Raw genomic sequence first — 25,648 nt, 5'->3', positions numbered from 1 at the left:
TGCCCTCCATGTCGTTCGAAATTTCGTCACTCGTTCGAAATGGTGGCGTGACCGTAGTCAGGTCCCGACGGGGGTGTCAATGGGTTGCGCAGCGGCCGGCCCGTCACCACCATTGCCCGGCGAACCCCGCTGTGCATAGCCTGCGTTCGGCATACCGGTCGGCGACCGGCTCCTCGAACGAAACGGGTGGTGAGGCACATGGGACGGCTGGTCCCCGCGGTGACCAGGGCGCTCGACATCCTTGAGCTGTTCCTGGAAGGCGACGGAACCCTCTCCGCGCCCGACATCACCCGCAAGCTGCGGCTGCCGCGCACCACCGTGCACGAGCTGGTCACCACCCTCGCCGCCCGCTCGTACCTGGTGCCCGCTCCCGGCCGGCCCGGCTCCTACCGGCTCGGCGTCCGCACCTACCAGCTCGGCAGCCGCTACGCGGAACAGCTCGACCTCGCCGCCGAAGGCCAGCAGGTGGCCCGCGAGGTGGCCGAGACCTGCGACGAGACCGTGCACGTCGCGATCCTGGAGGACCTCGACGTCATCTACATCGCCAAGGTCGACTCGATCCACGCCGTGCGCATGGTCTCGGCCGCCGGCCGCCGGCTCCCCGCCCATTGCACCGCGGTCGGCAAGATGCTGCTCGCCGCCCTGCCTGCCGACGAACTGGAGCTCCGCATCGAGGAAGCCGGCGAACTCGACGCGATGACGCACCACAGCATCACCGACCCCGAGGCACTCCGCTCCGCGCTCGCCGTTGTCCGCGAGCGTGGCATCGCCATCGAGCACCGCGAGTCCAACCCGGACGTGAACTGCGTGGCCGCACCCGTACGGGACGGCACGGGCCGGGTCGTCGCCGCGCTGTCCATCTCCGTACCCGTGATCCGCTGGAGCGAGGAACGCGAGGCCGAGCTCGCGGAACTGGCCGCCAAGGGCGCGAGCGACCTGTCCGTACGCCTGGGCCATCGCGGTGGCCACCGATGAGGGCCGAGGTCGCGGTCCGCGCTTCGGCCACGCTCGGTGAGGGCCCCACCTGGGACCCGGCGACGGACCGCCTGATCTGGGTGGACATCCTCGGCTCCCGCATCCACACCTACCACCCGGCCACCGGACGGCGCACCGTGATGGCCACCGAACAGCACGTCGGCGCGGCCGAACCGCGCGCGGCCGGCGGCCTGGTGGTCAACCTGCGGGACGGTATCGCCCGCTACGACGCCGACGGGCAGTTCTCCTGGCTCGTCCGCGACCCCGTCCCCGGCCGCCGCGGCAACGACGCCGTCGTCGCGCCCGACGGTTCGCTGTGGGCGGGCACCATGCGCTACGACGAGGCCGCGGGCGGCGGCACGCTCACCCGCATCGCCCCCGACGGTGAGACGCAGGTGATCTTCCCGTCCGTCACCGTCAGCAACGGCCTCGCCTGGAGCCCGGACGGCACCCGCCTCTACTACATCGACTCCCCGACCCGCCGTATCGACGTCTGCCGTATGAACGGCCAACTCCCCGCAGAACGCCGCCCGTTGGTGGTCATCGAGCCCGACGCCGGCTACCCCGACGGTCTGACCGTCGACGCCGACGGCTGCCTCTGGGTCGCCCTCTGGGACGGCGGCCAGATCCGCCGCTACACCCCCCACGGCCACCTGGACCGCACCCTCCCGCTCCCCGTCCCCCGCCCCACCGCCTGCTGCTTCGGCGGCCCGTCGCTACGCGACCTGTTCATCACCACGGCCGGATCCGGCTCCGCCCACCCCCTGGCGGGCTCCGTCCTGGTGCTCCCGGAAGCGGGCCAGGGCATACCGGGGGTGCCGTTCAGAGGCTGAACCGGCCGCCGGGAAGCCCCTTTCGGACGAGGCGTCGCGACCCCGCCCACCGGCCGCGCCGATGCCTTGAGCTCACTCCGCAGCCCCGGCAGACCCCCGCCGCATTCCTACCCCCTGGAGGCCACACCCCATGACCGAGCTCCCCGAAGGCGGGCTGCCGCTGGCCGGCATCACCGTCGTCAGCGTCGAGCAGGCGGTGGCGGCGCCCTACGCCACCCGCCAGCTGGCCGATCTCGGCGCGCGCGTCATCAAGGTGGAACGCCCGGGCGGGGGCGACTTCGCCCGGCGCTACGACACCACGGTGCACGGCGAGTCCAGCTACTTCGTGTGGCTCAACCGGTCCAAGGAGTCCGTGACGCTCGACCTGAAGTCGGACCGGGGCCGGCAGGTCCTGGAACAACTCCTGAGCGGTGCCGATGTGTTCGTACAGAACCTGGCCCCCGGCGCGGCCGCCAGGATGGGCCTGGGGGCGGATGCCCTCGCCGAGCGCTTCCCGTCCCTCATCCGCTGCTCCGTCTCCGGCTACGGCACCAGCGGGCCGTGGGCCGGCCGCAAGGCGTACGACCTGCTGGTGCAGTGCCAGACGGGGCTGGTCTCCCTGACGGGCACCGCCGAGGAATCCGCGCGGGTGGGGGTCTCGATCGCCGACATCGCCGCCGGCATGTACGCGTACTCGGGCATCCTCACCGCCCTCTTCACCCGGGCCACCACCGGCGTCGCCCGCGCCGTGGAGGTCTCCCTGTTCGAGGCGCTGGCCGAGTGGATGGGGCAGCCCGCGTACTACACGCGTCACGGCGGCACCCAACCCCCGCGCATCGGTACCCAGCACGCCACCATCGCCCCGTACGGTGCCTACACCGCGGCGGACGGCAAAGACGTACTCTTCTCGATCCAGAACGAGCGGGAATGGGCCGCCCTGTGCGAGCAGTTCCTGCGTCGGCCCGGACTCGTCGACGATCCGCGCTTCGTCACCGGCTCCGACCGTGTGGCCCACCGCGACGAGCTGAACGCGATCGTGGCCGAGCGGTTCGGCGAGCTGGACAGCGGCGAGGTGATGAAGCTGCTGGACGAGGCGGGCATCGCCAACGCCGGCGTCAACGACGTCCAGGAATTCCTGGCCCACCCCGTGCTCAGCGCCCGGAACCGCTGGCGTGACATACGCATCCCCGGGGGAGCCGTGGTGCCCGCGCTACTGCCCCCGGCGGACCTGACCGGCACCGCCCCCCGCATGGACGCCGTACCCGCCGCCGGCGAGCACACCGAGCGCGTCCTGACGGAACTGGGGTACCGCACGACCGACATCGCCGCCCTGCGGACCGACGGCGTCATCTGACCCCCCGGTCGGCGCAGGTGTGAAGCCCGAGGACACCCCGCCGAGCCACCGGCGGGAATCCGCGGCCGTCACCACCCCACCCTCGTCACTCCCCGACCATCGTCTGGGTGCCCAGAACGCCGAGGAGTTCCAGCCGTTCGGCGTCCTCGGTGCCGGGCTCGGCCGTGTAGACCATGATGCGCAGGTCGCTGCCGGCGACGCTCAGCACGTCGCAATCCAGCGTCATGGTGCCCACTTCCGGGTGGTCGATGGTCTTGCGCGACGCCTCATGCCGGCCGACGGCCCCCGAGTCCCACAACTCGGCGAACCGGTCACTCTTCGCGCGGAGCTCCGCGACCAGCCGCCGTAGCCGCCGGTCCGCCGGATACCGGCGCACGGCCGCCCGCAGGTCGGCGACCACAGCGGTCTCCAGCGCGCGCCGGGACTGCGCGGTGTGGCGGATCCGACCGCCCGACCCGAGGAACGCGCGCCAGGCGCCGTTGCGCTCCCGGCCCTGCCGCTCGCCCATCAGCGCCGTGTACAGCGGGTTGGCCAGCAGCAGCGTCCACGACGCGTCGGACACCGCGACCGGCGTCCCGGTCAGCCTGTCCAGCATCCGGTGCACGCTCGGCGTGATGTACGCGGGCACCGTGCCCTGCCCCGGCGGCACCAGACCGGCGACGTGGAACAGGTGGTCGCGCTCGGCTCCGGACAACCGCAGGGCCCGTCCCAGAGCCTCGACGACCTGTTCCGAGGGGTGGGTCGCCCGGCCCTGTTCCAGACGGGTGACGTAGTCGACCGAGATCCCGGCCAGCATCGCCAGCTCCTCACGGCGCAGCCCGGCCGCGCGCCGGTGGCCACCTCCGGGGAGCCCCGCCGCCTCCGGGGAGGCACGGTCGCGCCAGCGCCGCACCGTCCGCCCGAACTCCGTACTCGCCATGCCCCCACTGTGCACCGCGCCACCCGGATCGTCCTGGTACTGACAGTCCCAGGAAGACGGGACGCCTGGCTGCTCGCGGCCCGCCGCCGCAGCCTGGAGTCATGACGACCACACTCATCACCGGAGCGAACAAGGGCCTCGGCTTCGAGACCGCCCGCCGCCTCATCGCCGCAGGTCACACCGTCTACGTCGGCAGCCGGGACGCCGCCCGCGGCCGCCGGGCCGCCGAACGGCTGGGCGCGCGGACCGTCCAGCTCGACGTCACCGACGACGCGTCCGTGGCGGCCGCGGCCCGGACCCTGAAGGCCCAGGGAGGGCTGGACGTACTGATCAACAACGCGGGCATCGAGACCCGGGACGCCGACAACAACGTGCCCGGCGCCGCGGAGATCACCGCCGACGTGATGCGGCAGACCTTCGACACGAACGTCTTCGGCACGGTGCGCGTCACCCACGCGTTGCTCCCGCTGCTGCGCCGCTCACCGGCCCCGGTCATCGTCAACGTCAGCAGCGGCCTGGCCTCGCTGACCCGGGTCAGCGACCCGAGCAGCCCTGCGTACGCCTACCCGGGCGTCGCCTACCCGACGTCGAAAGCCGCGGTCAACATGATCACCATCCAGTTCGCGAAGGCGTTCCCGGACATGCGGATCAACGCGGTCGAGCCCGGCTTCACCAAGACCGACCTGAACGGCAACACCGGCACCCAGAGCGTGGAACAGGGCGCCGAGATCATCGTGCGCATGGCCCAGGTGACGCCCGACGGCCTCACCGGCGGCTACTTCGACGCGGCGGGCACACTGCCTTGGTGAGTGAGGTCCGACACGCCATCTCCCGTACTCCACCGCGTACTTGATCCTCCTTCCGTAAGGTTGACGTGGCCGTACCACTGACTTCTTCCCTTGGAGGATCGATGACAGCGGAGAGTCTCAGCCGCTTAACCTCTCGTGTGGCGCAGTTCGTGCTCCACGGGCGCCGGCCCCGGCTCGACCACCCCGACTCCCACCGGGCCGCCCGGCCCAACCAGCACGCGGGCCTGCTCTACCACTACCGTCCTTCGTCCCCGACGGGAGGCGGCGGCCTGCAGGGACCGCTCTGACGGCCGGCCGCCCTCCGGCCCGCTCGACCGGGGGCACGGGCCGCGTTGCCGCCGGTCCGCGCTCTCGGGTTCGATGACCGGATGATGCGCCACTCGCCAGCAGGAACCCCACGAACCGCGAAGACGTCCGGCAGATGCGCCGGAGGCTGTCTGACCGTGGGGCTGATGGTGCTCAGCACCCTGCTGATCCTGGTGAGCTTCGCGGCCACCACCGAGATCGACTCACCCGACGCCTTCCCGGGGATCAAGGACAACCGCAGCGGCCTCGTGCTGGTGATCCTGATCCTCGGGCTGGCAGCGCTGCTCGGGGCGGCGGCGACCGCCCTGCGCCTCTCCCGCACAGCGCTGCCCACCGCCACAGTCAGCCTGGCCTGCGCCCTCCTGCTCGCCGCGGCCGGCTATCGCGCCTACACCCTCGCCCCGATGCTCACGTGCTGGGGCCACGAGTCCCTGGCCCACAGTCCGGACGGCTCCTACACCTGCCACGACCGCAGGATGTGACCGCAGGGGCCGCTGTCGAGGACTCCGTGGCACGTGCGTGGCATGCCTGCAAAACCCTGACGGCTGCGTAAACCGGCTCCTGCACACGCTCATCCGCCAACTCAACGCCAACTCCACGACGCTTGACCCTCCGGTAACCGGAGGCTCTACGGTCCGAGACATGAAGATTCTTGTTCACGACACCGCGTCCGCCATGATCGACCTCCTGCAGCGGCCGCTGGAGGAGCGGCCCGAGGCGCTGGGGGAGATGCTGGCTCCGCTGCAGGAAGTGCTGGCTTCCGTCATGGGGGACGTGGATGTGGTGCAGATGCACAGCCAGATGGGCAGTGGGTTCCGGCTCGATCGGGAGGACGCGCGGTATCTGCCCGCCGTGCGGCAGATGCAGGACGCGAGGGTGTGGGAGCGGATCGAGGAGTCGCTCACGGCGGCGTGGCAGGAGATCAGCGGGGCGGTGCCAGGGATCAAGCACGCCGAGACCGTGCATGTCTTCCTGGTGCTGGGAAATCCCGATGATGAACACCTGACGGTGCGGAGTGGCGGCTACTTCGGGCTGGGAGGGATACCGGGGGCGATCCAGTTGGTGATGTGGCCCACCGAGACGAGCCTGCAGAAGATCGGCCACGCCGCCGCACACGAGCTCCACCACAACGTGCGCTACGCCAACGTGGTCTGGAACCCGGCGGACGTCACGGTCGGGGAGCACGTCGTCGCCGAGGGGCTGGCCGAGGCGTTCGTGAAGGAGTTGGCCGGGGAGGAGGCCATGGGGCCGTGGGCGACGGCGCTGAGCGGTGCCGGGCTGGACCGCGCGTACGAGAAGATCACTGCCGATATCGATGTCGCCGGGATGCAGAACCTGACCGGATATGTGCTGGGCGATGCCACGGCGCGGCTGTTGGGGCAACCCACCGTGGGGCTGCCGGACTTCGCCGGGTACGGGGTCGGACTGCGGATCGTGGAGGCGCACCGGGCGGCTTCCGGCCTGACCGCCGCCCAAAGCGTCGCCCTGCCGGCGCGTGAGGTACTCCGCAATGCGGGTGTGGCGACCAGTGCGTGAGCGTGAGGCGGAATAGCGGCGTGGAGTAGGGGAGCGGTGGCGGCCGGGGGCCGGGCACGGCACAATTCCGGCCGTGAAGATCACCGTTACCGCGCGCGAACTCAACCGGGCCACTTTGAGCCGCCAACTGCTGCTCGATCGGCAGCAGTTGGAGGCCGTGGAGGTCATTCGCCGGGTGGTCGCGCTGCAGGCCCAGCACGCGGCCTCGCCGTATCTCGCGCTGTGGAACCGGATCGACGGGTTCAAGGCGGAGGAGGCGGATGACGCGTTCGCCCGGGGCACGGCCGTCAAGGCGACCCTGCTGCGGATGACCCTGCACGCGGTCCACGCCGATGACTACCAGCTCTTCCGCGAGGCGATGCAGCCGACGCTGTACGCCGCGCGGCTCGGCTACCACTTCGCCGCCACGGGGCTCACTCCCGCCGACGGCGAAGCGCTGGTCCCGGAGGCGTTGACGTTCGCCGATCGGGCCCGCACCGCCGCCGAGATGGAGACCTGGGTGGAGCAGCAGGTCGGGGCGGAGCGGAAGGCGGGAGCGTGGTGGGGCCTGCGGGCCTACGCACCGCTGCTGCACGTCCCGACGGGCGGACCGTGGTCGTTCGGCACCCGGCCGTCGTACGTCGCGGCGCGCACCGGCCCCGTACCCACGGGACGGGAGACGAGGGCGGAAGCGCTGACCACCCTCGTGCTGCGCTATCTGGCGGGGTTCGGGCCGGCGTCGGTGGCGGACGTGGCGCAGTTCGCCACGGTCCAGCGCACGCCGATCCGCCAGGTGCTCACCGCCCTCGACGCCCTCGGCGGCGCCGTCGAGAGACTCGAAGGTGCCGATGGCACCGCGCTGTTCGACCTCCCCGGCGCCCCGCGCCCGCCCGCGGACACGCCGGCCCCGCCCCGGCTGATGGCGATGTGGGACAGCGTCCTGCTCGCCTACGCGGACCGCAGCCGCGTGATACCCCCGGCCTACCGCCGGCTGGTCATCCGCACCAACGGCGACGTGCTGCCCACGCTGCTGGTCGACGGGTACGTCGCCGGCGTGTGGCGCCCGGTCGACGGAGGCATAGAGGCGACGGCGTTCCATGCCCTCCCGCCCGCAGCATGGGAGGGGCTCGCCGCGGAGGCACGCTCGTTGACGGCTCTGCTGGCCGATCGCGACACCGGGGTCTATCGCCGGTTCGACCACTGGTGGGCCAAGCTCGCGCTGCCCGATGAGGCAGAGGTACGGGTGTTGCCGGGTTAGGGGAGGCCGGAGGCAACTCCTAGGCGTTCGACCGGGACGTGGTGTGGGCCAGGTGGTGGGCGGCCGACTCCGCCAGGGTGCGGAGCGCGGGGTGCCAGGGGCGGGCCCGCGGGCCGGTCAGCACGAGGCGGCGCGAGGTCTCGGGCGCCAGCGGCAGCAGGACCAGGTCCGGGGGGACGAAGGTGCGGGAGACCTCGGAAAGGATCGTCACGCCGATGCCTGCCTGCACCATGCTGATCAGGGTCGCCAGGTCCCGTACCCGGTGAGTCGGGTCGAAGCGCAGCCCGGCCAGTTGGTGGATCGTACGGATGCGGGCCTCGCATCCGTTGGGTGAGATCAGGAAGTGGTCGTCCTCCAGGTCGCGGATGTCCACGGCCGGCTCGCCCGCCAGCGGGTGGTCCCGGGGCAACAGGGCTCGGTAACCGTCCACGGCGAGCTGGATGCCGGGCCCGGGCTCCGGGTCGATCAGGACGGCGGCATCGGCCGTTCCGTCGTCCAGCCAGGTGGTGACCTCGCTGCTGTCCCCCTCGAAGACCCGGACGGTGATCCGTGGTTGATCCTCGCGCCAGTGCCGGAGCAGGCGGGGGACCAGCCCTTGGCAGACCGTGGGCGTGGCGGCCAGCCGGACGATACCGGCCATGGCCTCGGTGGCACTGGCCGCGATCTCTTCCACGGACCGGGCCGCGGACACCGCGAGGCGGGCGTGCGGCAGGACCCGTTCGCCGAGCGCGGTGGTACGGGCGGGGGTGGCCCGGACCAGCAGCGGGGCGGCCAGTTCGCGTTCCAGTGAGGCGACGGCGTGCGACACCGCCGACTGGCTCAGGCCCAGCTCGGCGGCGGCCGCACTGAAGCCGCCGGCGTCCACGACGGCGAGAAAGGCCCGTAGTTGGGGAAGGTTCACGGTCATGCGTCGGCCTCATATGCGTATGACAGCTATGCGTTGGATCTATCGTGCCAGGTCGGGAACGCTGGCTACGTGCCACGCCGGCGCCGGCAAGAGCCCGGCACCAGGCGCAGAACACCTGGCCACAGAGCCCAGACGAAGCAGAGAGGCATGCCATGCCGTACTTCCGGGTCACCGTTCCCGACCCCGACCTTCCGACCGACGTCCAGCGCGCCCTCGCCGAGGGGCTGACCCAGCTGGCGGTGTCGGTCCTGAACAAGTCCAGCGCGCGCACCATCGTCCAGATCAACCTGGTTCCGGCCGGCAGCTATTTCGTCGACGGCAGGCCGCTGAGTGGCCACCGGGACGCACATGTGGAGGGCAGTCTCACCCTGGGCACCAACAGTGCCGCGGAGAAGGCGGACTTCATCGCCCGGGCCGGCGAACTGCTGTCGGAGATCCTCGGCCCACTGCCCCGGGCCGGCGTCGCGCTGCACGAACTGCACCCCGAGAGCTACGGCTACAACAAGGTCACGCAATTCGACTTCTACCGCCGGCCGGCAGGGGCGTAGCCGGCACCTCGGTGCCCGGTCAGGGCAGCGGCATGAGCCGGTAGAGGACGGTGGCGACCAGGTCGCGGGCATACTGCGGGTCGAGGAGGCCCGGGCGGAAGAGGATGCGGTACATCAGGGGCGCCACGACGTGGTCCATCACGGTGTCGGTGTCCGGCACGTGCTCACCGCGCTGCGCGGCCCGGGTGAGGAGGGTGTCGACCTGGTCGACGGCGTAGGCCGAGCACTGCCCGGAGTTACTGCCGTCCGGATCGCCGGCCAGGGTGTCGTGGATGTACGAACGGCCCGCCGGGGACGACATCTCCTCCAGGAACGCGGCGGCCCAGTGCTCCAGGTCCGCGCGGAGGTTCCCGTGGTCGGCCGGAGGCGCCTCGGGCCGCAGCCGTTCCACCGCCACGTCCGACAGCAGCTCCTGGAGGTCTCCCCAGCGACGGTAGAGGGTCGACGGAGTGACGCCGGCCCGCGCGGCGATCTGGGGGATGGTGAGGTCGCCGCGCCCCTGCTCGGCCTGGAGTTCGCGCACCGCCGCGTGCACGGACTGCTGGACGCGGGCACTACGGCCTCCAGGCCGGGCAGCTGGTTTGGGACTCATGCCCCCAGCTTAACGCAAAATCGTTGCATCAGGGGGCGAGGGTGGGCTGGGAAACGGGGGTGGGGGCGGAGGCGGGCGTCTGCCGACCGGCTGCCCGGCCGAAGAGGGTGACGGGCGGGTGCGCCGTCTCGTAGGCGCGTCCGGCGCGCAGCAGCGTGGCCTCGCCGAACGCCCGGCCGATGAGCTGCATGCCGATGGGCAGCCCCGCGCTGTCCAGGCCGACGGGCAGGGAGAGCGACGGCAGGCCCGTGAGGTTCGCCGGCGCCGAAAGCCTCACGTACGCGTCGGACACGCTCTCGGCGCCCCCGGTGGCCGGCCAGCTGACCTCCTGCTGGTCACGGTGGACGGCCGTGCAGGGCACGGTCGGCGCGGCGATGAGGTCGGCCTCCTCGAACAGCCGCGCCCAGGACCGCTGCATCAGGGCACGGGCCCGCTGGGCGCGCAGGTAGTCGGTCGCCGGTACCAGCCCGCCCGCCTCCAGCAGCACGCGGACGTCGGATCCGTACAGCTCCGGGGAGGTGCGCAGGGTCTGTTCGTGCGAGGCGGTGGCCTCGGGCACCATGACGCCCCACTGGGTGGCCTGGACGTATTCGGTCATCGGAAGGTCGATCTCCGTCAACTCGGCGCCCAGTGCACCGAGTTGCCCGATGGCCCGGCGGACGGCCGCCGCCACCTCGGGTGCGACGCGATCGAAGTAGTAGTTGCGGGGGACGGCGACGCGCAGGCCGGCCAGACTCCCGTCCGCGCGGGAGGGTTCCTCCGTGGGGTCGTGACCGGTGAGGGCGGCGAGTACGAGTTCCGCGTCGCGCACCGTGCGGGTGATCGGGCCGACGTGGTCCAGGGACCAGGACAGCGGCGTGACGCCGTCCACGGGGACGAGCCCGTAGGTGGGCTTGAGTCCCACGACGCCGTTCAGGGCGGAGGGGACGCGGATCGAGCCGCCGGTGTCCGTCCCCAGGGCGAAGGTCGCCTCACCTGCCGCGACCGCCACCGCCGAGCCGCCGCTGGAGCCGCCGGCCACGCGGTCGGCGGCCCAGGCGTTCCGCGTCTGAGGGGTCGTCAGTCCGTAGGCGAATTCATGGGTGTGCGTCTTGCCCAGCAATACCGCCCCGGCGCTGCGGAGGCGCGCCGCGACGGCGCTGTCCTTGAGGGCCGTGTGGTGCGCGCGTACCCGGGAACTGGCCGTCGTCGGCAGCCCGGCAACGTCGATGAGGTCCTTCAGGCCCATCGGGATGCCGTGCAGCGGTCCGCGGTGCCGGCCCGCCGCGATGTCCCGTTCTGCCTGCGCGGCGGCCTTCCGGGCGTCGTCCGCGCGAACGGTGACGTAGGCCCCGAGGTCCTCCTCCACCTCCGCGATGCGCGCCAGGACCGAGTCGGTCAGTTCCACCGGTGAGAGCTCGCGAGCGGCGATCGCCTGCGCCGCGTCGGCGAGCGACAGTTCATACGGCAAGCGCATCTGCCTGCTCCTCTCCTGGGGTGAGCGCCGCGGTGCGGCCGAGGGGTGGCTGTGCGATGGCCGGGGCCGCGTCCGACAGGTCCAGTTCGCGGAGCGGGCGCAGGACATGCTGGATGTGGTTCGCCGTGGCTGCGATCACGTCGAGCCGCCCGGGTTCCACGGGCAGGCCGGCCCGCAGGGCCCAACGGGCCGCCTCCTGCGGGGAGAGATCTTCGGTGGTCATTGCGGAACGTTCCTTCCTGGATCGTGCATCTGTATCGGCGTGTGGTGGGGGTGTGAGTGCGTAGGGGCGAGAGTGCGTAGGGGGCAAAGTGGGTGAAGCGGGCCGGGGTTGCACGCGACGATCGCTACCGACTGGCCGCTAAGGCTGAATGTTTGCGTTAGTGGACCGTACGGCATACCGTGCCACTAACGCAAAGAAACTGCTTTAGTCGCAGAGGGTCGAGGAGAGACGCGATGCATCAGTTCATGCCGCCCCCGCACGCCATCACCCACGGATCCGGGCCCACCTGGGCCGTCGGCGATCTGCTGGTGCACCGCGTCGACGAGACGGAACTCCCCCCGCCGACCGGTGCCTGGCTGCTGCCCGAGGCCACTCCCGAGGTGGTGGGTGACGCCCGCTGGCTGCGACCCGACTTCGCCACGACCGACGGTGCGTTGCGGCTGGCCAGCCACAGCTTCGCCGTCGAGGCGAACGGTTTGCGGGTGCTGGTCGACACCGGCGTCGGCAACGGCAAGACCCGCGCCAACCCGGCCTGGGATCACCTGAACACCACCTACCTCCAGCGACTCACTGCAGCGGGCTTCGCGCCCGAAAGTGTCGACCTGGTCATCCTGACGCATCTGCACACCGATCATGTCGGCTGGAACACCGTTGACAGCAACGGGAGTTGGGTGCCCACCTTCCCCAACGCCCGATATCTGGTCGCGCGCACCGAGTGGGACTACTGGGCCGGTGTCGAGATGGACGAGCCGCGTCGGCAGATGTTCCGGGACTCGGTGCACCCGGTGCGGGACGCCGGGCTGCTCGACCTGGTCGACGTCCCGGACACCGGCAGCGAAGTGGCCCCCGGTATTCGCCTGCGGCCCACGCCTGGTCATACGCCAGGCCAGGTCGCGGTGGAACTCCGCAGCGGCGCCCGCTCGGCCGTCATCACCGGTGACTGCGTCCACCACCCCGTGCAGCTGCACCGGCCGGGCATCACCAGCTGCGTGGACATCGACCCCGCACAGGCGATCCGCAGCCGCCGAGAACTGATCGCCTCGGTCGCCGACACGGAAACCCTGCTCCTCGGCAGCCACTTCCCGCCGCCGACCGCGGGCCTCGTCACCGCGGAGGAGGGCACTTACCGGCTGCGGCCCGTCCCCGGGGTTTCGGCCTGACCCTTCGCGGGTGCGGCAGTGTGACCGGCCGACTGGACCAACGAGCTGCCGGCACGTATCGACGCAGCCCATAAATGAGTTGGTCGACCGTCCGACCACGCCCATACGCTGGGCGGGACGACAGCCTCGACGCAGAAGGGGACACGTTGCAGCCGGCATTACGTGCCGCAGGTGGTGAACGGGCGAGCCGACGGCCTCGTAACGCCCACGCCACCTGGTGGCCCTTGGTCCGAAGACCATAGCCGCACCGCAGAGCCTGCCGACCCCGGCACGGTTCCGCTCAGCGTGCCCGCATTCCCTTCTTCCCATCAGGTCCGTCCCTCTTGAGGCCATGAACCACCACAGACAACAACACAGACATCTGCCTGCCCTTTTGGTCGTGACGCTCATCGGCACGATCATGGAACTCGACATGTCCGTGCCCAGCTTCCCGGACATCGCCAAGAGCCTCACGGCATCCCAATCCTCCGTACAGCTGACGATCACCTACAACTTCTTCGGCTACTGCCTCGGCGCCCTGGTCTACGGCCCGCTCTCCGACCGGTTCGGCCGGCGCAAGGTCATGCTGATCGGCAACACGATCATGCTGGCCGGCGCACTGGGCTGCGCCATCGCTCCGAACATCGAGTTCCTGCTCGCCTCCCGGCTCGTCCAGGGCGTCGGCGCCAGCACCTCCGTGGTCCTGGTCTTCGTCATCATCGGCGACGTCTACCAAGGCACCGAGCTGTTCAAGATGTTCGGGCTCACCAACGCCGCGATGTCCACCTTCATGACGGTGGCGCCCGCGCTCGGCGGACTCATCAACCGCACGATCGGCTGGCGCGGCAACTACGCCACCGTCTGCGGCATCACCCTAGTCTCCCTGCTGCTGATGGCATGCTTCCTGCCCGAGACCAAGGGCGAACCGATCAAAGTGACGGCGCGTCAAGTTATATCGGGCTACCGCAAGTTGGTGTCGAGCAAGGAGTTCCTCGCGGCCTCGCTCGTACCCAGCCTGCTGTTCGCCGCCTACATGGTGTTCATCGCGTCCAGCTCGTTCCTCTACACCGACACCTACGGGCTGTCCACGATCGGCTTCGCCGGCCATCTGCTGATCATCGTGGCCTCGTTCGCGGTGACCAGCCTGTTCGCCTCGAAGCTCATCGGGGTGCTGGGCGGCCCGGAGCGCACGGTGGTCCACAGCATCGCCGCCACCGTCCTCGGCATCGCCCTGTTCCTGGTGTTCGGCCAGGGCGCATGGGCGACCACCGGCCCCATCGCCGTCTTCTGCGTCGGCTTCGCCGCGGTCTACCCGGTCATCTTTGGACGCTCCCTGGCGGTCTTCCCGGAGCTCCAGGGTGCCGCGTCCTCGCTGAACATGAGCGGACGAGCGCTACTGGTGACGCTGCTCACCGGCGTCGCCAGCAGCCTGTTCACCGGTGACTCCATCGTGACCGCCGGAGTGATGGCCGTCGCCGTGGTCATCGCCGCGCCCCTGGCCTTCGTGAAGCCGAAGCGGAGCACCACGGGTCAGAGGGAAACGGAGTCGGTGCCCGAGGCCGGCTGACAACTGCGTCTGCTCTGCTCCTCACCTTCCTCCGCACGGCGGCGCCCACCGGCAGCCGCCGTGCGGAGCCGTGTGATGTGCTGGAGCAGGGGGATCCCGGCGAGGAGCGAAAGGGTAGGAGTATCGCGCCCACTCTCCGGGGTCGTGCGCCCCCGCCTTCCGTCCTAGCCTCGTTGCCATGGAGATCGAAACGGAGAACCTCCTCGGGCGATTCCTGCGGGCCCGGCGCGAGCTGCTCCGGCCCGAGGACCTGGGCCTACCGGCCGGCGCCCGCCGACGGGTGGCCGGGCTGCGACGCGAGGAGGTGGCGCGGCTCGCCGGTGTGAGCACCGACTACTACATACGGCTGGAACAGGGCCGCGAGTGTCACCCCTCGGCCCAGGTGGTCGACGCACTGGCCCGGGCCCTGGAGCTGGAGGACGACGCGGCCGCGCACCTGCACCGGCTCGCCCGCCCCTCCGCCCGACGCCGACGGCCCGCCCGGCGCGGGCAGGTCAGTCCTCACCTGCTGCGCATGATGGCGGCCTGGCCGCACACCCCCGCCGTGGTCCTGGACCACTGCCTGACCGTACTGGCCGCCAACGCACTTGGGGAGGCCCTGTTCGACGGCCACACTTACAGCGGTGACCTGGTCCGGCTCGTCTTCCTCGACCCGGACGCCCGCGACCTCTACCCCGACTGGGACCAGGTGGCGGCCAACACGGTCGCCGGTCTGCGCGCGGCCGTCGACACCGAATACGACGACCCCCGCCTCATCGAGGTGGTCGGCGAACTGTCGGTCGAGAACGAGACCTTCCGACACCTGTGGGCCCGACACGACATCCGCCGGAAGACCCACGAGACCAAACGCTTCCACCACCCCCTGGTCGGCGAACTCGCCCTGCACTACGAGTCGTTGACCGTGAACAGCGCCCCCGGCCAGCAACTGGTCGTTTATCAGGCCGCCCCGGGCAGCCGCTCCGAGGAGGCCCTCTCCTTGCTGGGCAGCCTCACCGCCGCTCCCGCCGCTGCCACTGACGCCGTGGCCGATCCTGCCGTCGAGTCTGTGGCCGAGTCGGCCGTCGACGTGGATCCGCGCACGCGCTGATTCCGTTTTCCTCCCGCGCATCGGCCCTTGATGACTACCGCCGATGCGCCATGCCGCCGTGCCCACCCACCCACCGCTCCACCGCCCCCGTTCAGGAGAACGCATGCCCGCGCCACAAACCCAAGCCGCCCTGGCCACGCCGGAAGCCACCACCGAGCCCGTGCCGGGCGCAGCCCCGGGGCCCACCCGCTCCAAAGTCATCCTCATCACCGGCGCGAGCAGCGGCATCGGCCGCGCCACCGCGCAACGCCTGGCCCGCGAGGGACACCACGTGGTCCTCGGCGCCCGCCGCGAGGACCGGCTGATCGAGGTCGCGCAGGAGATCGAGGCCGCTGGCGGCAAGGCCGATGTGTGCCGCCTCGACGTGACCGACCGGGCGGCCGTCACCGCCTTCGTGAACGCCGCCGCCGAACGGCACGGCCGGATCGACGTCATCATCAACAACGCCGGAATCATGCCGCTCTCCCGCCTCGACGCCCTCCAGGCCGATGACTGGGACCGCATGATCGACGTGAACGTTCGCGGCCTCCTCCACGGGATCGCCGCCACCTTGCCCCACTTCCAACGCCAGGGCAGCGGCCACTTCCTCACCGTCGCCTCGATCGGCGCCCACCAGGTGGTGCCCACGGGTGCCGTCTATTGCGCCACGAAGTACGCCGCCTGGGCCCTCACCGAGGGCCTCCGTCTGGAACTCGACCCGAGCATCCGGGTCACCACGGTCTCCCCAGGCGTCGTGGAATCCGAACTGGCCGACTCGATCACCGACGAGGCCGCGCGGGAGGCGATGCGGGCATACCGCGCGGACTCCATCCCGCCGAGCTCCATCGCCGACGCCATCTCCTACGCGATCGGCCAGCCACCCGGCGTGGACGTCAACGAAATCGTCGTCCGCCCGGCCAGACAACGCTGACCGGCACCACCGAGGGCGACCAGGACCCACCACTCGCCACCGCCCTTCCGGCCCGCAGCGTCAGGCGGTGCCGTCGGCCGCACCACCAGTTGTAGGTGGGGCCTGATCGGGTACGCGCACCGGCGGAACGGTTTCCCTGTAGGCAAAGGAGGCGGGAGACGACGATGAGGGACTCAGAGGCCAGCGTGCAGGCCCGTCAGCAGGCGGCCCAGGTCCAGGTGGAGATCACCGACTGCCGGGCCGAGGACGCACATGAGGTGTTCGGCGCGCTGAACGCGCTGTTCACCTCCAACCGGGCGACCGAGGACGTGCCTCGGGGCTCACCCGGAGTGCGGCCGACGGTATGGGCAGCGTCCGTTGACGTATCGGAGGCCCCTGCCGAGGTGGGGCCGGGCCGGCTGACCGAGCCGGTGACGGTCACCTTGCAGGGCGGCTACCGGGCGGTGCACCGCCTGCACGCGGGGCTGTCCCGCACGTTCGCCGTCCAGGAGGTCGGCTCGTCCTCCGGTGATCAGGAGAAGGAGGTGCAACTCCGGTTGCGCACACGGCCGGTGCCTTCGTAGGCCGCCGGCCGGGACGTTCGCGGAGGCCGTGGCGGGTACGTGCCGTGCCTGGAGGTCCGATCGTTCAGCGCAGTTCCAGGCCGAGCTGCTTCTCCAGTACGGTCGCCTGTTCAGGCGTGGCGAAAAGGTAATACGTGTCGTAGTTGCTGTCCCGGATGCGTACGAAGTGGACTAGGTAGAACCGGCGTGGGTCGTCATCGGGGTCGGGATCGACGTGCCCGATGAACTCCATGATCGCCAGATGGTCCAGGTAGTCATCCGACTCATGCTCGGTCTGTTGGGTCACCAGAACGCCGTTGCGCTTGAACTCCAGGACCTCGCCGAGCTTCTCGTCCTCGCGCAGTCGGACGTCGGTGATGGTGACCGCGCCCTCGGTGAGCGCCTCGGCGCCCGCAAGGATCCACGCGTAGCTCTCTTCGAGGTCGTCCACATCGTCCCCGTGGGCCGATATCGCCACACCGAACGCTTCGAGCGTGTCCGGCACTTCATGGGGTGGCAGCTCATGGTGGGCGAAGTCGGCGTACTCGGCGAGGACGCGGTCGACCTTCTCCTGCGACACCATGCCCATCCGCGCCAGCAGCGTTCCCACGTGCGCGTACGTGGTCGCCCTGAACCAGATGAGCACGTCCCGGAGGCTGTCCTCCTCAAGGAACAGGTCCCGCAGGCACCCCAGCGGGATCGCCGCGCCCCCGACCCGCTTGTCCGGCTGATCGATGAACGGCACTTCGGTCCATGGGCTCTCCCGCGACCCCGGGGCCCCCGCCCCGGCGTCCGGATCGAACGGGATGTACTGCCACACCGCCCCCTTGACCTGGCGGATCACCTCGCCCAGGTACCAGCAGGCGCCCTGCACGAACGGCTCGTCCCGGGCCGCATCGAACTCCTCCACCGTGGCGAACCGTTGCCGCACCACGGTTTCCAGCCAGTCCAACGTGTCGGGGTGGAAATTCCACCTCCATGCTCCGTTGAACGCGTCGTCGGCCCAGGCGGAGAGCGCTTTGCTCCGCTCGTCCAGCCAGGCGGTCAGTGCCGGATCCTCAGGCATCGGCACCGTGGGGTCCACGCGCGGTGTGTGCTCCTTGACGGGCTTCCACCCCGGAACCGCCTCCTGCAGCGCGGACACCGCTTCCCGCAGCCGCTCCACCTCATGGGCGAACGCGGTACCGGTACGGACCCGGAGGGCATGCGCTATCAGCAACCGGGGTGCGATGGGCGAGAGTTGGAGATCCGGGTCCGGCCAGACGACCGGCTGACCCGGACGGTCGTCGACCGGCCGAGTGTTCCAGCCCCAACCACCGCCCGCTATGCCGAGCAGGACCTCGCCGAGATAGGCCATCGCAGCTTCCACGAACTCCGCCCGCTTCTCGGGCTCTTGAACGGAGTCGTGGTGCTCCAGCAGGCGAGCCTCCAAGGTCTCCAGCGACTCGGGGGAGTAGTCGAAGGGAACGCTCCTGCCGAGGAGTACCTTCTCCAACAACAGCAGTTGATACGGCAGATCGCCGATCCACTGCTGAAGCAGCTCCTGCGGGGAGTTTTCCGGCTGTGTCTCAGGCACCATGCGGACACTGTAGGGGCGACCACTGACAGCGACCGTTCTCGCAGACGAAGGCCCGCCCGAGGTGACCGAAGCCGGCCACTGAGCCGTCCACCGCCCAGGCACGGAATGCAGACATACCAGGCATGGGCGTAAGGGGCTGCGAGGTCAGAGTGGTACCCCGCTCGCAGGTCAGGCGCCGGGCGCGGCTGCCGACAGGTCAGATATCGGCCATGTCTCGGTGCGGCCACGCTTTGGGTGACGCGGCACCCCTCCGGCCCTCTGATATTGACCGAAACCCATGGCCTTAGGTAAGCCTTACCTTCGTTATTTGTTCTTCTCGCCTGGAGCTCGACGTGCCATCGCTGTCCGCAACCACCACCGCCGCCGCAGATCACCCCCCACGGCTGCGGCTGCACGATTCGTGGTGGGCCGTCGGCGCCGCGGGCCTGCTGGCCGTCCTCACCCTCACCTCCTGCCTGTGGGCCTCCGCCCATCTGCACCCCGACCCGGCTCTGCACACGGCGGCACTCTTCGTCCACCTGGCTGCCATGGCGCTGGGGTTCGGCGCGGTCTTGGTGATCGACTACTACGGCCTGCTGTGGCTCACCGGCAGATGCACCCTCGCCGAAGCGCTCACCACGGCCGACCGGCTCCACGTGCCGGTCTGGGCGGGCCTCGCGGGCCTGGTCGGCAGCGGGGCCCTGCTCCACCCCGACCTCGGCTCCGCCCTCACCCGCACCAAGCTGGCCCTCGTCCTCGTTCTCACCCTCAACGGCCTACAGGCCCGGGTCCTCGCCCGGCACCTGGCCCGCCCTACGGCAACCGCGCACCCTGAGGCACCGGCGCCGAGGTCGCGGACTCTGTGGTGGGGCGCCGCCACCGCGGCGGTGTCTCAAATGTGCTGGTGGGGAGCGGTCGCCATAGGGTTCCTCAACAGCCGGCACTGAGCGGCGATGCCGTTCGAGGGAGCTCCACCCGTCCCAGCATCGTCAGCCGCCCATCATGCGGAGCATGTCGCGTCCGCCGGTACGGAAGAAGCGGATGAGGAGGGCGGTGGCCAGGAGGAGGAAGGCGATGTTGAGCCAGGTGGTGTAGTTCCAAGTGACGCCCTCCATAGGGACCTTGGCGTCGGACTGGTCGGGGATGAGGCCGAGGCCACCGAAGGCGAACTCGACGGTGTAGCCGGCGATGACGGTCGCGAGGTAGAAGGTGCCGAGGAGGAAGAGGGCCATCCTGGCGCCGTAGTACTTCCGGTAGATGTTGAGGATCGGCAGGATCAGTAGGTCCGCGAAGATGAAGGCGACCACGCCGCCGAAGCTGATGCCGCCCTTCCACAGCACGACCGCGAGCGGGACGTTGCCGATCGAGCAGACGAACGAGGCGATCGCGACCAGCGGGCCGATGACGGGCCCCCACAGTTTGGCGGCCAGTGGGTGGCCTTCGAAGAAGAAGCTGCGCCAGAACGCGTCCGGTACCCAGGCGGCGATGGCACCGGCGATGAGCAGGCCGAGCACCAGGTCCCGGACGATCGCCGCCCACTCCATGACGAACACATGACTCGTGGCGGTGAGGCCCTCACCGGACAGCAGCCGTCGGGCGAAGGAGCCTTCGCGCCGGACGGACATGTCCATCGCCGCGTGGCCCTCCATCGAGCCGGACAGGCCGCGTTCGGCCTGCCCGCGCGCCCGCCGCAGGAGTCCGTCAGGTAGCAGCAGGCGGAACAGCGCGGCCAGCACGACGATCATGACGGGCCCGCCGACGAACTCCGCGGCCGTGAATTGCCAGCCCATGAGCAGTGCGAGGATGACCCCGAGCTCGATGACCAGGTTGGTGGAGGCGATCTCGAAGGCCATGGCGGCGGTGAAGTGCGCGCCCTTGCGGAACAGGGAGCGAGCCAGCGCGACGGCGGCGTAGGAGCACGAGGAGGACGCCGCGCCCAGGCCGGCGGCGAGCGCGAGGGTACGGGCCCGGTCATCGCCCAGCAGTGAGACCACGGTGGATTTGCGGACGACTGCCTGGACCACGGCGGACAGGGCGAAGCCCAGGATCAGGGCCCAGGTGATCTCCCAGGTCATGGAACCGGCGATCGACAGCGCATGCAGTACGGAGTGGACCATCCCTGAAGCCTTCCCGCGGCAGTACGGGACGGGGGTGATCGACACGGCTGACGTAACGGGTGGCGGGTCGCGGGTGCCGGAAGGAGTGCGCCGGGTGGCGGGTCGCCGGGACGGCCTTCGCCCAGGCAGATTCTGGCCCGAAGACCGTCACGTACCCGAGCGGTCCCCACTGCCCGAGCCGTTCCCGCCGCCCGAGCCGCCCGGGCCACTCCGGTCGTCCGGTGCGTCCTCCAGCAGATGGGGGCCGTTGTTGCGGACGTCGTTGACGGCGGGGGAGACCGCGCGGGCGTTGAGGTGGCCGTCGGCGGGGGTGGTCAGGAGGGCACGTAGCTCTTCGGGGTCCTGGTGGGTCGGGTCGAGCCAGGCGTCGTAGTGGGCGGGGGCGATGGCCAGCGGCATGCGAGGGTGCACCCGGCCGGCCGCATCGGTGGCCTCGGTGGTGATGATGGTGCAGGTCGTCCACCACGCCGCCGGATCGTCGTCGGCCACGTCCGGGTCGCGCCAGAACTCGTACAGTCCCGCCATCGCCATCGGCTGCCCGTCCTCGGGGCTGATGAAGTAGGGCTGCTTGCGCGGCTTGGCCCTCCCCTCCATGGGGACCGCCTGCCACTCGTAGAAGCCGTCCGCGGGCAGCAGGCAGCGGCGCTTGGCGAAGGCGCGGCGGTAGGCCGGCTTCTCGTGTACGGTCTCCATCCGCGCATTGATCATCTTCGCGCCGACGTCCACGCTCTTCGCCCAGGACGGCACCAGCCCCCACCGCAGCGCCCGCAGCTGCCGCGCCACCTCGCCCGTCCCCCGATCAGGGCGCTCCAGCACCGCCCACACGTCATCGGTGGGCGCGACGTTCCAGCTCGGCGCCAGCAGCTGCTCCGGGTTCCACCGGCTGACGTGAAACAGCCCGGCCAGATCCTGCGGGCTGCGCGTGGCAACGTATCGACCGCACATACCTCCACTGTGGCATGTGTGACTCGATGAGGTGTGTGCTAACGGTTGTGGCGTTTGGTCCTTACCGTTGAGCGATCACTCCCAGGTCGCGGATTCCGGGTCGACGCCGTGGGTCTCGGCATTGGCGAAGATGATGTCGCGCAGCCAGACGGTCAGACCCGGGGCGAGCGCGTCGTAGTACTCGGCATAGCCGGGTTCGCTGACGTACAACCGTCCGATGCACGACTGCCTCGCGTGCGGACAGTCGAAGTACGTGGAGATCAGCGCGCGGTGTCGTTCTGCGAGGGCATTCGCCTCGGCGGAACCCGGGGCGACGCCGGCCCGGCACGCAGCGGCGAGGTCTGCATTCAGGGTTTCCGTCGCGACCGCGACCCGTTTCCAGTCCTCGGGTGTCATTTCGGCGGCCCGCTCGGCGTATTGCGCCCACTGCGCGCTCTCACCCCAACGTTCCTCGGCCTCCTCCACCGAGGCGGGCTGCCAGTCGGCACCGAAGATTTCGACCTGCTGCTCCGGAGTCAACCGCATCCCCGTCTTGGACGCCTCCAGCATGCGATCGACCGCGTCGACCATCTTCTGCAGGCGGGAAATGCGCTCCACGAGTTGTGACCGCTGCCGGCGCAGGTGGTCGCGCGCATGGGTGTCGGGGTCGTCCAGGATCCGTCCGATGTCGGCGAGCGGAATCCCCAGCTCCCGATAGACCAGGACCCGGTGGATACGGGCGACATCGTCGCCGGAGTAGACCCGATAGCCGGCCCAGGTGCGGCCGCTCGGGCGGACGAGTCCGATCTCGTCCCAGTGGTGCAGCGTCTTCACGCTGACCCCGACCAGCGCGGCCGTCCGGCCAACGGTGAGACCCTCGGGGCCAATCGGTTCGGCGCCTTCCGCGAGGAGGGCCGATTCCCACTCGTGGGCATCGCTCTGCATCGACTCAGCGTCTCACGTCATCGAAAGCGAACCCTAGCCAGGCACCACGACGCGACCCGGAGCGCCCGGAGGCCACCACCCTTGCTCACGGCGCCCTGCATCCACGACCGACCACTTGGCCGGCTGATCGCCCATCCGCCCCCGCGCTGGCGGAAGTTGCCGCCTCGGTAGAATGTGCGATATGCCGAAACACCTGTTATTCGTGACCCTTGCCGGGCACGGGCATGTCAACCCCACCCTCCCGCTCGTCGAGGAACTCGTGCGGCGGGGACATCGAGTGGACTACGCCACCAGCGCGGAACACTCCGAAGCGGTCATCCGGGCGGGCGCGCGCTGGGTGGAGCTGCCGTCGTGGGAAATGCTGACGCCGCCCCGCGAGTTCGGTCCCGCCGAGATCGCGAGCTTCATGCGCAACCTGTTCACGGCAATGCGCTCGGCCTACCCCGTACTGCACGAGCACTGCCTCAACGAGTTGCCGGACGCGATCTGCTACGACGCGATGAACTGGTCGGCCCGCGTCGTCGCCGAGAAGCTGGGCATTCCCGTCGTGCGCTGCATACCCAACTTCGCCTCCAACGAGACGTTTTCGCTCTTCGCCAACTTCATGGAAAGCCACGGCGGCGGCGACCACACCGACTCGAACGCCACCACCGACGCCAACGTCAACACCGACTCCAACGCCCACATCAATCCCTTCACCGCGGCCCTCGGCCCCGAGTGCGCGGAATTCTCCGCCGAACACGGTGTTGAACTCGACCCGGCACAGCTCATGGATGTGACGGAGAAGCTCAACCTGGTGTTCATTCCGAGGGAGTTCCAGCCGGCGGGGGACTCCTTCGACGAACGCTTCCACTTCATCGGCCCCTCGCTGGGCAGCCGCGAGCAGGACGAACCGTGGTCGCCCGCCGACCCCGACGCCCCCGTGCTGTTCATCTCGCTGGGTACGGTCTTCAACGACCGTCCCGAGTTCTACCGCGCATGCATCGAGGCATTCGGTCAGGGCCCGTACCAAGTGGCCATGACCGTGGGCAATGTGGACCTCGCCGAACTCGGCGATATTCCGCCCACCATCGACGTGCGCCCCCGCTTTCCGCAACCGGCCGTACTCCGTCATGCGGACGCCTTCGTCTCCCACACCGGCATGAACTCCACGATGGAGGCGCTGTATTACGGGGTCGGTCTGATCGCCGTCCCGCAGATGCCCGAGCAGGCCGCCAATGCCGGGCGCGTGCAGGAACTGGGGCTCGGTGAGCAACTGGACGCTGCGACGGTGACGGCTGAGTCGTTGCGCGCCGCGGTCACCCGCGTCGCCTCCGACCCCACGGTACGCGCCAACCTCGACCGGATGCGCAAGATCGTCCGGGAGAGCGGCGGCGCCGCCCGCGGCGCGGACGTGATCGAGGACTATCTGCGCTGACCGCACCGCTGATCACCGCAGATCACGGCTGACATCTACTGGCAACCATTGACCGCTACGGCATGAACTGGCCGGGCCGCCGGACCAACTGGCCCGCTGTTCAGGTCGGTTGAGGTCCTGCCGTCGGTCGAGGGCGGGAGTGTGCAACGGGCGACATCTCCAGCGCCCGTTGCACATCCCGCCCTCCAGGGTGGAGCCCCTCGCTCTCATCCGCCTGCCCTGTCCGGCGTTCAGCTATGCGCCTTGGTTTGGACAAGGGGGAGGAGGCACTACCTCAGACGGGGACGGGCTCCGCGCCGGGTGCTCGGTCGAGTTGCTCCAGGCGCTTGATCAGGCGGCGTACCAGGAGCAGTGGGAGCACCCCGAACACGCCGAACGACATGTCGATGACCGACCACCAGAAGGGGATCCCCCGGACCGGCCCGCAGATGAGGGCGAGCGGGAGGATTCCGGCGCAGGCGATCATGCCGAACTCGATGACCCAGATGTTGCGCACGGGATCGCGGTACGGCCCGTAGAAGGCGACGGCGATGACGAGGTGGGCGAAGGCCAGCCAGTCGGTGCCGTACAGCACGAACGGGTACTTCGCGTCGGTGGCGTCGAGGCCGTCGCGGACGCGCTCGATCCAGTCGGCGAACCCCGGGAGCGTCTCGCCGACGGACGAGGCCCAGGACGTCAGTGCGCCATGGGCCAGGTGCAGCTCGGTGACGAGGGGAAAGGCCGTGAGCCCGCTCAACACCAGGCAGATGATGAAGATGACCAGCCACACGCGTATGCGCCGTAGTAGCGCTCTTCGCTCGCTCATGCCCGGAGCGTACGCCGGGGTTTACCGCGCCTTTACCCCGCCCTGGTGGGTCCGTTGGCGACTGCGTACGGGATGATGGTGGCGGTCTGCCCGGCGGTCGAGCGTCGTGGTGGTAGCTGGCTCTCGTCGTGCGGTCGGTCGGTTCCGACGACGGTCAGCAGGCCGGGAAAATGCGTCGAAGTTGGAATCGATCTTTGACAGGGTCATGGGCGCCTTGCACACGCCGCGAAAGGAATGTCCGTGCCTCGTGCCGTCACATTGATCCGTTCCGCCTCCCTGTCCGATGTCGCCGAGTACGCCTACGCGGCCACGGCCCCCGCTGAGTCCCGGCTGATCTTCCTCGCCGGGGCGTGCCCGTTGAACGAGGACGGTTCCACCGCGGCGGTCGGGGACGTCGCCGGGCAGGCGGCCAAGGCCGTCGAGAACCTGCGGACCGCGCTGGCCGACGCGGGGGCGGAGTTGCACGACGTCATCAGCACCCGCGTTCTGGTCGCCTCCGACCGCCAGGAGGATCTGGTCGCGGCCTGGGAGGTGGTCCGGGACGCGTTCGGTGACCACGACGTACCCAGCACGCTGATGGGCGTCACCGTGCTCGGCTACCACGACCAGCTCGTGGAGATCGAGGCCGTCGCCGCCGTCCTCGATTCCTGAAGCGCCGGCGCAAGAAGGCCGCAAGGGCCTGGTGACCGCTGTGCCCGTTGCCCGATGCGGTGGCCGATGTGCCTGGTGGCCGATGCCCGGCGACCGATGTCAGGCGCCGGTTGAATCCTTTTTCAACTTTTCCCCGTATACGTGATTGATGGATGGTTCGAGGGGGGTTTTGCGGAGGGGGACTGAGAAGGGAAGAGCATGGGAGTCCTCGAAAACCTGGCTCCCGCGCTGAGCCACAGCCGTCGTGACCGCTCGACGACGGGCAGGCGCAGGGACACGGACGAAGACGACCACGATCGCCGTCGGCGTCGG

Annotated in this window: 27 protein-coding genes; 17 read left to right on the top strand and 10 right to left on the bottom strand. The window is 70.0% G+C overall.

Annotation, left to right across the window (positions count from 1 at the left end; genetic code table 11):
• Positions 1-198 precede the first annotated feature (198 nt).
• The 3 genes from ACZ7MX_RS03050 (at position 199) to ACZ7MX_RS03040 (ending at position 3,141) form a co-directional block, all read left to right on the top strand.
• Positions 199-975: an IclR family transcriptional regulator gene (locus ACZ7MX_RS03050; RefSeq protein WP_472128740.1), complete on the top strand. Its 777-nt coding sequence runs from the start codon at positions 199-201 to the stop codon at positions 973-975.
• Positions 972-1,808 (top strand): SMP-30/gluconolactonase/LRE family protein, encoded by an 837-nt coding sequence (locus ACZ7MX_RS03045; protein ID WP_472128738.1) that lies wholly within the window; start codon positions 972-974, stop codon positions 1,806-1,808. The genes ACZ7MX_RS03050 and ACZ7MX_RS03045 overlap by 4 nt, the downstream gene beginning before the upstream one ends.
• A 130-nt stretch (positions 1,809-1,938) precedes the next feature.
• Positions 1,939-3,141 (top strand): CaiB/BaiF CoA transferase family protein, encoded by a 1,203-nt coding sequence (locus ACZ7MX_RS03040; RefSeq protein ID WP_472128736.1) that lies wholly within the window; start codon positions 1,939-1,941, stop codon positions 3,139-3,141.
• 85 nt (positions 3,142-3,226) lie between these two features.
• On the opposite strand, the gene ACZ7MX_RS03035 is transcribed toward ACZ7MX_RS03040, so the two are convergent.
• Positions 3,227-4,060 (bottom strand): helix-turn-helix transcriptional regulator, encoded by an 834-nt coding sequence (locus ACZ7MX_RS03035; RefSeq protein WP_472128734.1) that lies wholly within the window; start codon positions 4,058-4,060, stop codon positions 3,227-3,229.
• Positions 4,061-4,161: 101 nt separating this feature from the next.
• Between ACZ7MX_RS03035 and ACZ7MX_RS03030 the strand changes: the two genes are divergently transcribed.
• The 5 genes from ACZ7MX_RS03030 (at position 4,162) to ACZ7MX_RS03010 (ending at position 7,948) form a co-directional block, all read left to right on the top strand.
• A complete protein-coding gene (locus tag ACZ7MX_RS03030) occupies positions 4,162-4,869 on the top strand; it encodes an SDR family NAD(P)-dependent oxidoreductase (RefSeq protein ID WP_472128733.1) in 708 nt (235 codons plus the stop codon).
• 137 nt (positions 4,870-5,006) lie between these two features.
• On the top strand, positions 5,007-5,156 hold the full coding sequence (locus ACZ7MX_RS03025; protein ID WP_472128732.1) for a hypothetical protein: 150 nt from the start codon (positions 5,007-5,009) through the stop codon (positions 5,154-5,156).
• Positions 5,157-5,321: 165 nt separating this feature from the next.
• On the top strand, positions 5,322-5,657 hold the full coding sequence (locus tag ACZ7MX_RS03020; protein ID WP_472128730.1) for a hypothetical protein: 336 nt from the start codon (positions 5,322-5,324) through the stop codon (positions 5,655-5,657).
• 160 nt (positions 5,658-5,817) lie between these two features.
• A complete protein-coding gene (locus ACZ7MX_RS03015) occupies positions 5,818-6,711 on the top strand; it encodes a DUF2268 domain-containing putative Zn-dependent protease (protein WP_472128728.1) in 894 nt (297 codons plus the stop codon).
• 79 nt (positions 6,712-6,790) lie between these two features.
• Positions 6,791-7,948: a winged helix DNA-binding domain-containing protein gene (locus ACZ7MX_RS03010; RefSeq protein ID WP_472129287.1), complete on the top strand. Its 1,158-nt coding sequence runs from the start codon at positions 6,791-6,793 to the stop codon at positions 7,946-7,948.
• Positions 7,949-7,967: 19 nt separating this feature from the next.
• Here the strand turns inward: ACZ7MX_RS03010 and ACZ7MX_RS03005 are convergent, their stop codons facing one another.
• Positions 7,968-8,855, bottom strand: coding sequence for a LysR family transcriptional regulator (locus ACZ7MX_RS03005; protein WP_472128726.1), 888 nt, complete (start codon positions 8,853-8,855; stop codon positions 7,968-7,970).
• A 152-nt stretch (positions 8,856-9,007) separates the two neighbouring features.
• On the opposite strand from ACZ7MX_RS03005, the gene ACZ7MX_RS03000 reads away from it, so the two are divergent.
• Positions 9,008-9,403, top strand: coding sequence for a tautomerase family protein (locus ACZ7MX_RS03000; RefSeq protein WP_472128724.1), 396 nt, complete (start codon positions 9,008-9,010; stop codon positions 9,401-9,403).
• A gap of 19 nt (positions 9,404-9,422) precedes the next feature.
• Here the strand turns inward: ACZ7MX_RS03000 and ACZ7MX_RS02995 are convergent, their stop codons facing one another.
• From ACZ7MX_RS02995 to ACZ7MX_RS02985, 3 genes are read right to left on the bottom strand one after another with little or no spacing between them, the layout of a single operon-like run.
• A complete protein-coding gene (locus ACZ7MX_RS02995) occupies positions 9,423-9,995 on the bottom strand; it encodes a TetR/AcrR family transcriptional regulator (RefSeq protein ID WP_472128723.1) in 573 nt (190 codons plus the stop codon).
• Positions 9,996-10,023: 28 nt separating this feature from the next.
• On the bottom strand, positions 10,024-11,451 hold the full coding sequence (locus tag ACZ7MX_RS02990; RefSeq protein WP_472128721.1) for an amidase: 1,428 nt from the start codon (positions 11,449-11,451) through the stop codon (positions 10,024-10,026).
• Positions 11,435-11,674 carry a hypothetical protein gene (locus tag ACZ7MX_RS02985; protein WP_472128719.1) on the bottom strand — a complete coding sequence of 80 codons (240 nt, stop codon included), beginning with the start codon at positions 11,672-11,674 and terminating at the stop codon, positions 11,435-11,437. The genes ACZ7MX_RS02990 and ACZ7MX_RS02985 overlap by 17 nt, the downstream gene beginning before the upstream one ends.
• A gap of 233 nt (positions 11,675-11,907) precedes the next feature.
• Here ACZ7MX_RS02985 and ACZ7MX_RS02980 point away from each other — a divergent pair, with 233 nt between their 5' ends.
• The 5 genes from ACZ7MX_RS02980 to ACZ7MX_RS02960 all read left to right on the top strand — a co-directional run bounded on the left by ACZ7MX_RS02980 (position 11,908) and on the right by ACZ7MX_RS02960 (position 16,940).
• The gene (locus ACZ7MX_RS02980) at positions 11,908-12,834 is read left to right on the top strand and encodes an MBL fold metallo-hydrolase (RefSeq protein WP_472128717.1); all 927 of its coding nucleotides are present in this window, start codon (positions 11,908-11,910) and stop codon (positions 12,832-12,834) included.
• A 379-nt stretch (positions 12,835-13,213) separates the two neighbouring features.
• Positions 13,214-14,380: an MFS transporter gene (locus ACZ7MX_RS02975; protein ID WP_472128716.1), complete on the top strand. Its 1,167-nt coding sequence runs from the start codon at positions 13,214-13,216 to the stop codon at positions 14,378-14,380.
• 178 nt (positions 14,381-14,558) lie between these two features.
• Positions 14,559-15,467 carry a helix-turn-helix transcriptional regulator gene (locus ACZ7MX_RS02970; RefSeq protein WP_472128714.1) on the top strand — a complete coding sequence of 303 codons (909 nt, stop codon included), beginning with the start codon at positions 14,559-14,561 and terminating at the stop codon, positions 15,465-15,467.
• Positions 15,468-15,570: 103 nt separating this feature from the next.
• The gene (locus ACZ7MX_RS02965; RefSeq protein WP_472128712.1) at positions 15,571-16,377 is read left to right on the top strand and encodes an SDR family oxidoreductase; all 807 of its coding nucleotides are present in this window, start codon (positions 15,571-15,573) and stop codon (positions 16,375-16,377) included.
• Between the two features lie 164 nt (positions 16,378-16,541).
• On the top strand, positions 16,542-16,940 hold the full coding sequence (locus tag ACZ7MX_RS02960) for a hypothetical protein (protein ID WP_472128711.1): 399 nt from the start codon (positions 16,542-16,544) through the stop codon (positions 16,938-16,940).
• Positions 16,941-17,004: 64 nt separating this feature from the next.
• On the opposite strand, the gene ACZ7MX_RS02955 is transcribed toward ACZ7MX_RS02960, so the two are convergent.
• Positions 17,005-18,498: a hypothetical protein gene (locus ACZ7MX_RS02955; RefSeq protein WP_472128709.1), complete on the bottom strand. Its 1,494-nt coding sequence runs from the start codon at positions 18,496-18,498 to the stop codon at positions 17,005-17,007.
• Positions 18,499-18,830: 332 nt separating this feature from the next.
• On the opposite strand from ACZ7MX_RS02955, the gene ACZ7MX_RS02950 reads away from it, so the two are divergent.
• Positions 18,831-19,424 carry a hypothetical protein gene (locus tag ACZ7MX_RS02950; protein WP_472128707.1) on the top strand — a complete coding sequence of 198 codons (594 nt, stop codon included), beginning with the start codon at positions 18,831-18,833 and terminating at the stop codon, positions 19,422-19,424.
• 42 nt (positions 19,425-19,466) lie between these two features.
• Here the strand turns inward: ACZ7MX_RS02950 and ACZ7MX_RS02945 are convergent, their stop codons facing one another.
• The 3 genes from ACZ7MX_RS02945 to ACZ7MX_RS02935 form a co-directional block, all read right to left on the bottom strand.
• Positions 19,467-20,594 carry a permease gene (locus ACZ7MX_RS02945; RefSeq protein ID WP_472128705.1) on the bottom strand — a complete coding sequence of 376 codons (1,128 nt, stop codon included), beginning with the start codon at positions 20,592-20,594 and terminating at the stop codon, positions 19,467-19,469.
• A 147-nt stretch (positions 20,595-20,741) separates the two neighbouring features.
• A complete protein-coding gene (locus ACZ7MX_RS02940; protein WP_472128703.1) occupies positions 20,742-21,539 on the bottom strand; it encodes an SOS response-associated peptidase in 798 nt (265 codons plus the stop codon).
• A 75-nt stretch (positions 21,540-21,614) separates the two neighbouring features.
• Entirely contained in the window at positions 21,615-22,463 is an 849-nt protein-coding gene (locus ACZ7MX_RS02935; RefSeq protein ID WP_472128701.1) for a MerR family transcriptional regulator, read from the bottom strand.
• A 181-nt stretch (positions 22,464-22,644) separates the two neighbouring features.
• Here ACZ7MX_RS02935 and ACZ7MX_RS02930 point away from each other — a divergent pair, with 181 nt between their 5' ends.
• Positions 22,645-23,880, top strand: coding sequence for a macrolide family glycosyltransferase (locus tag ACZ7MX_RS02930; RefSeq protein ID WP_472128699.1), 1,236 nt, complete (start codon positions 22,645-22,647; stop codon positions 23,878-23,880).
• A 274-nt stretch (positions 23,881-24,154) separates the two neighbouring features.
• Here the strand turns inward: ACZ7MX_RS02930 and ACZ7MX_RS02925 are convergent, their stop codons facing one another.
• Positions 24,155-24,685: a hypothetical protein gene (locus ACZ7MX_RS02925; protein WP_472128697.1), complete on the bottom strand. Its 531-nt coding sequence runs from the start codon at positions 24,683-24,685 to the stop codon at positions 24,155-24,157.
• 240 nt (positions 24,686-24,925) lie between these two features.
• Between ACZ7MX_RS02925 and ACZ7MX_RS02920 the strand changes: the two genes are divergently transcribed.
• On the top strand, positions 24,926-25,336 hold the full coding sequence (locus ACZ7MX_RS02920; protein WP_472128695.1) for a RidA family protein: 411 nt from the start codon (positions 24,926-24,928) through the stop codon (positions 25,334-25,336).
• Positions 25,337-25,648 lie beyond the last annotated feature (312 nt).

The organism is Streptomyces sp. NPDC107765 (assembly GCF_055657085.1).
This window is presented reverse-complemented; position numbering and strand designations above follow the sequence as displayed.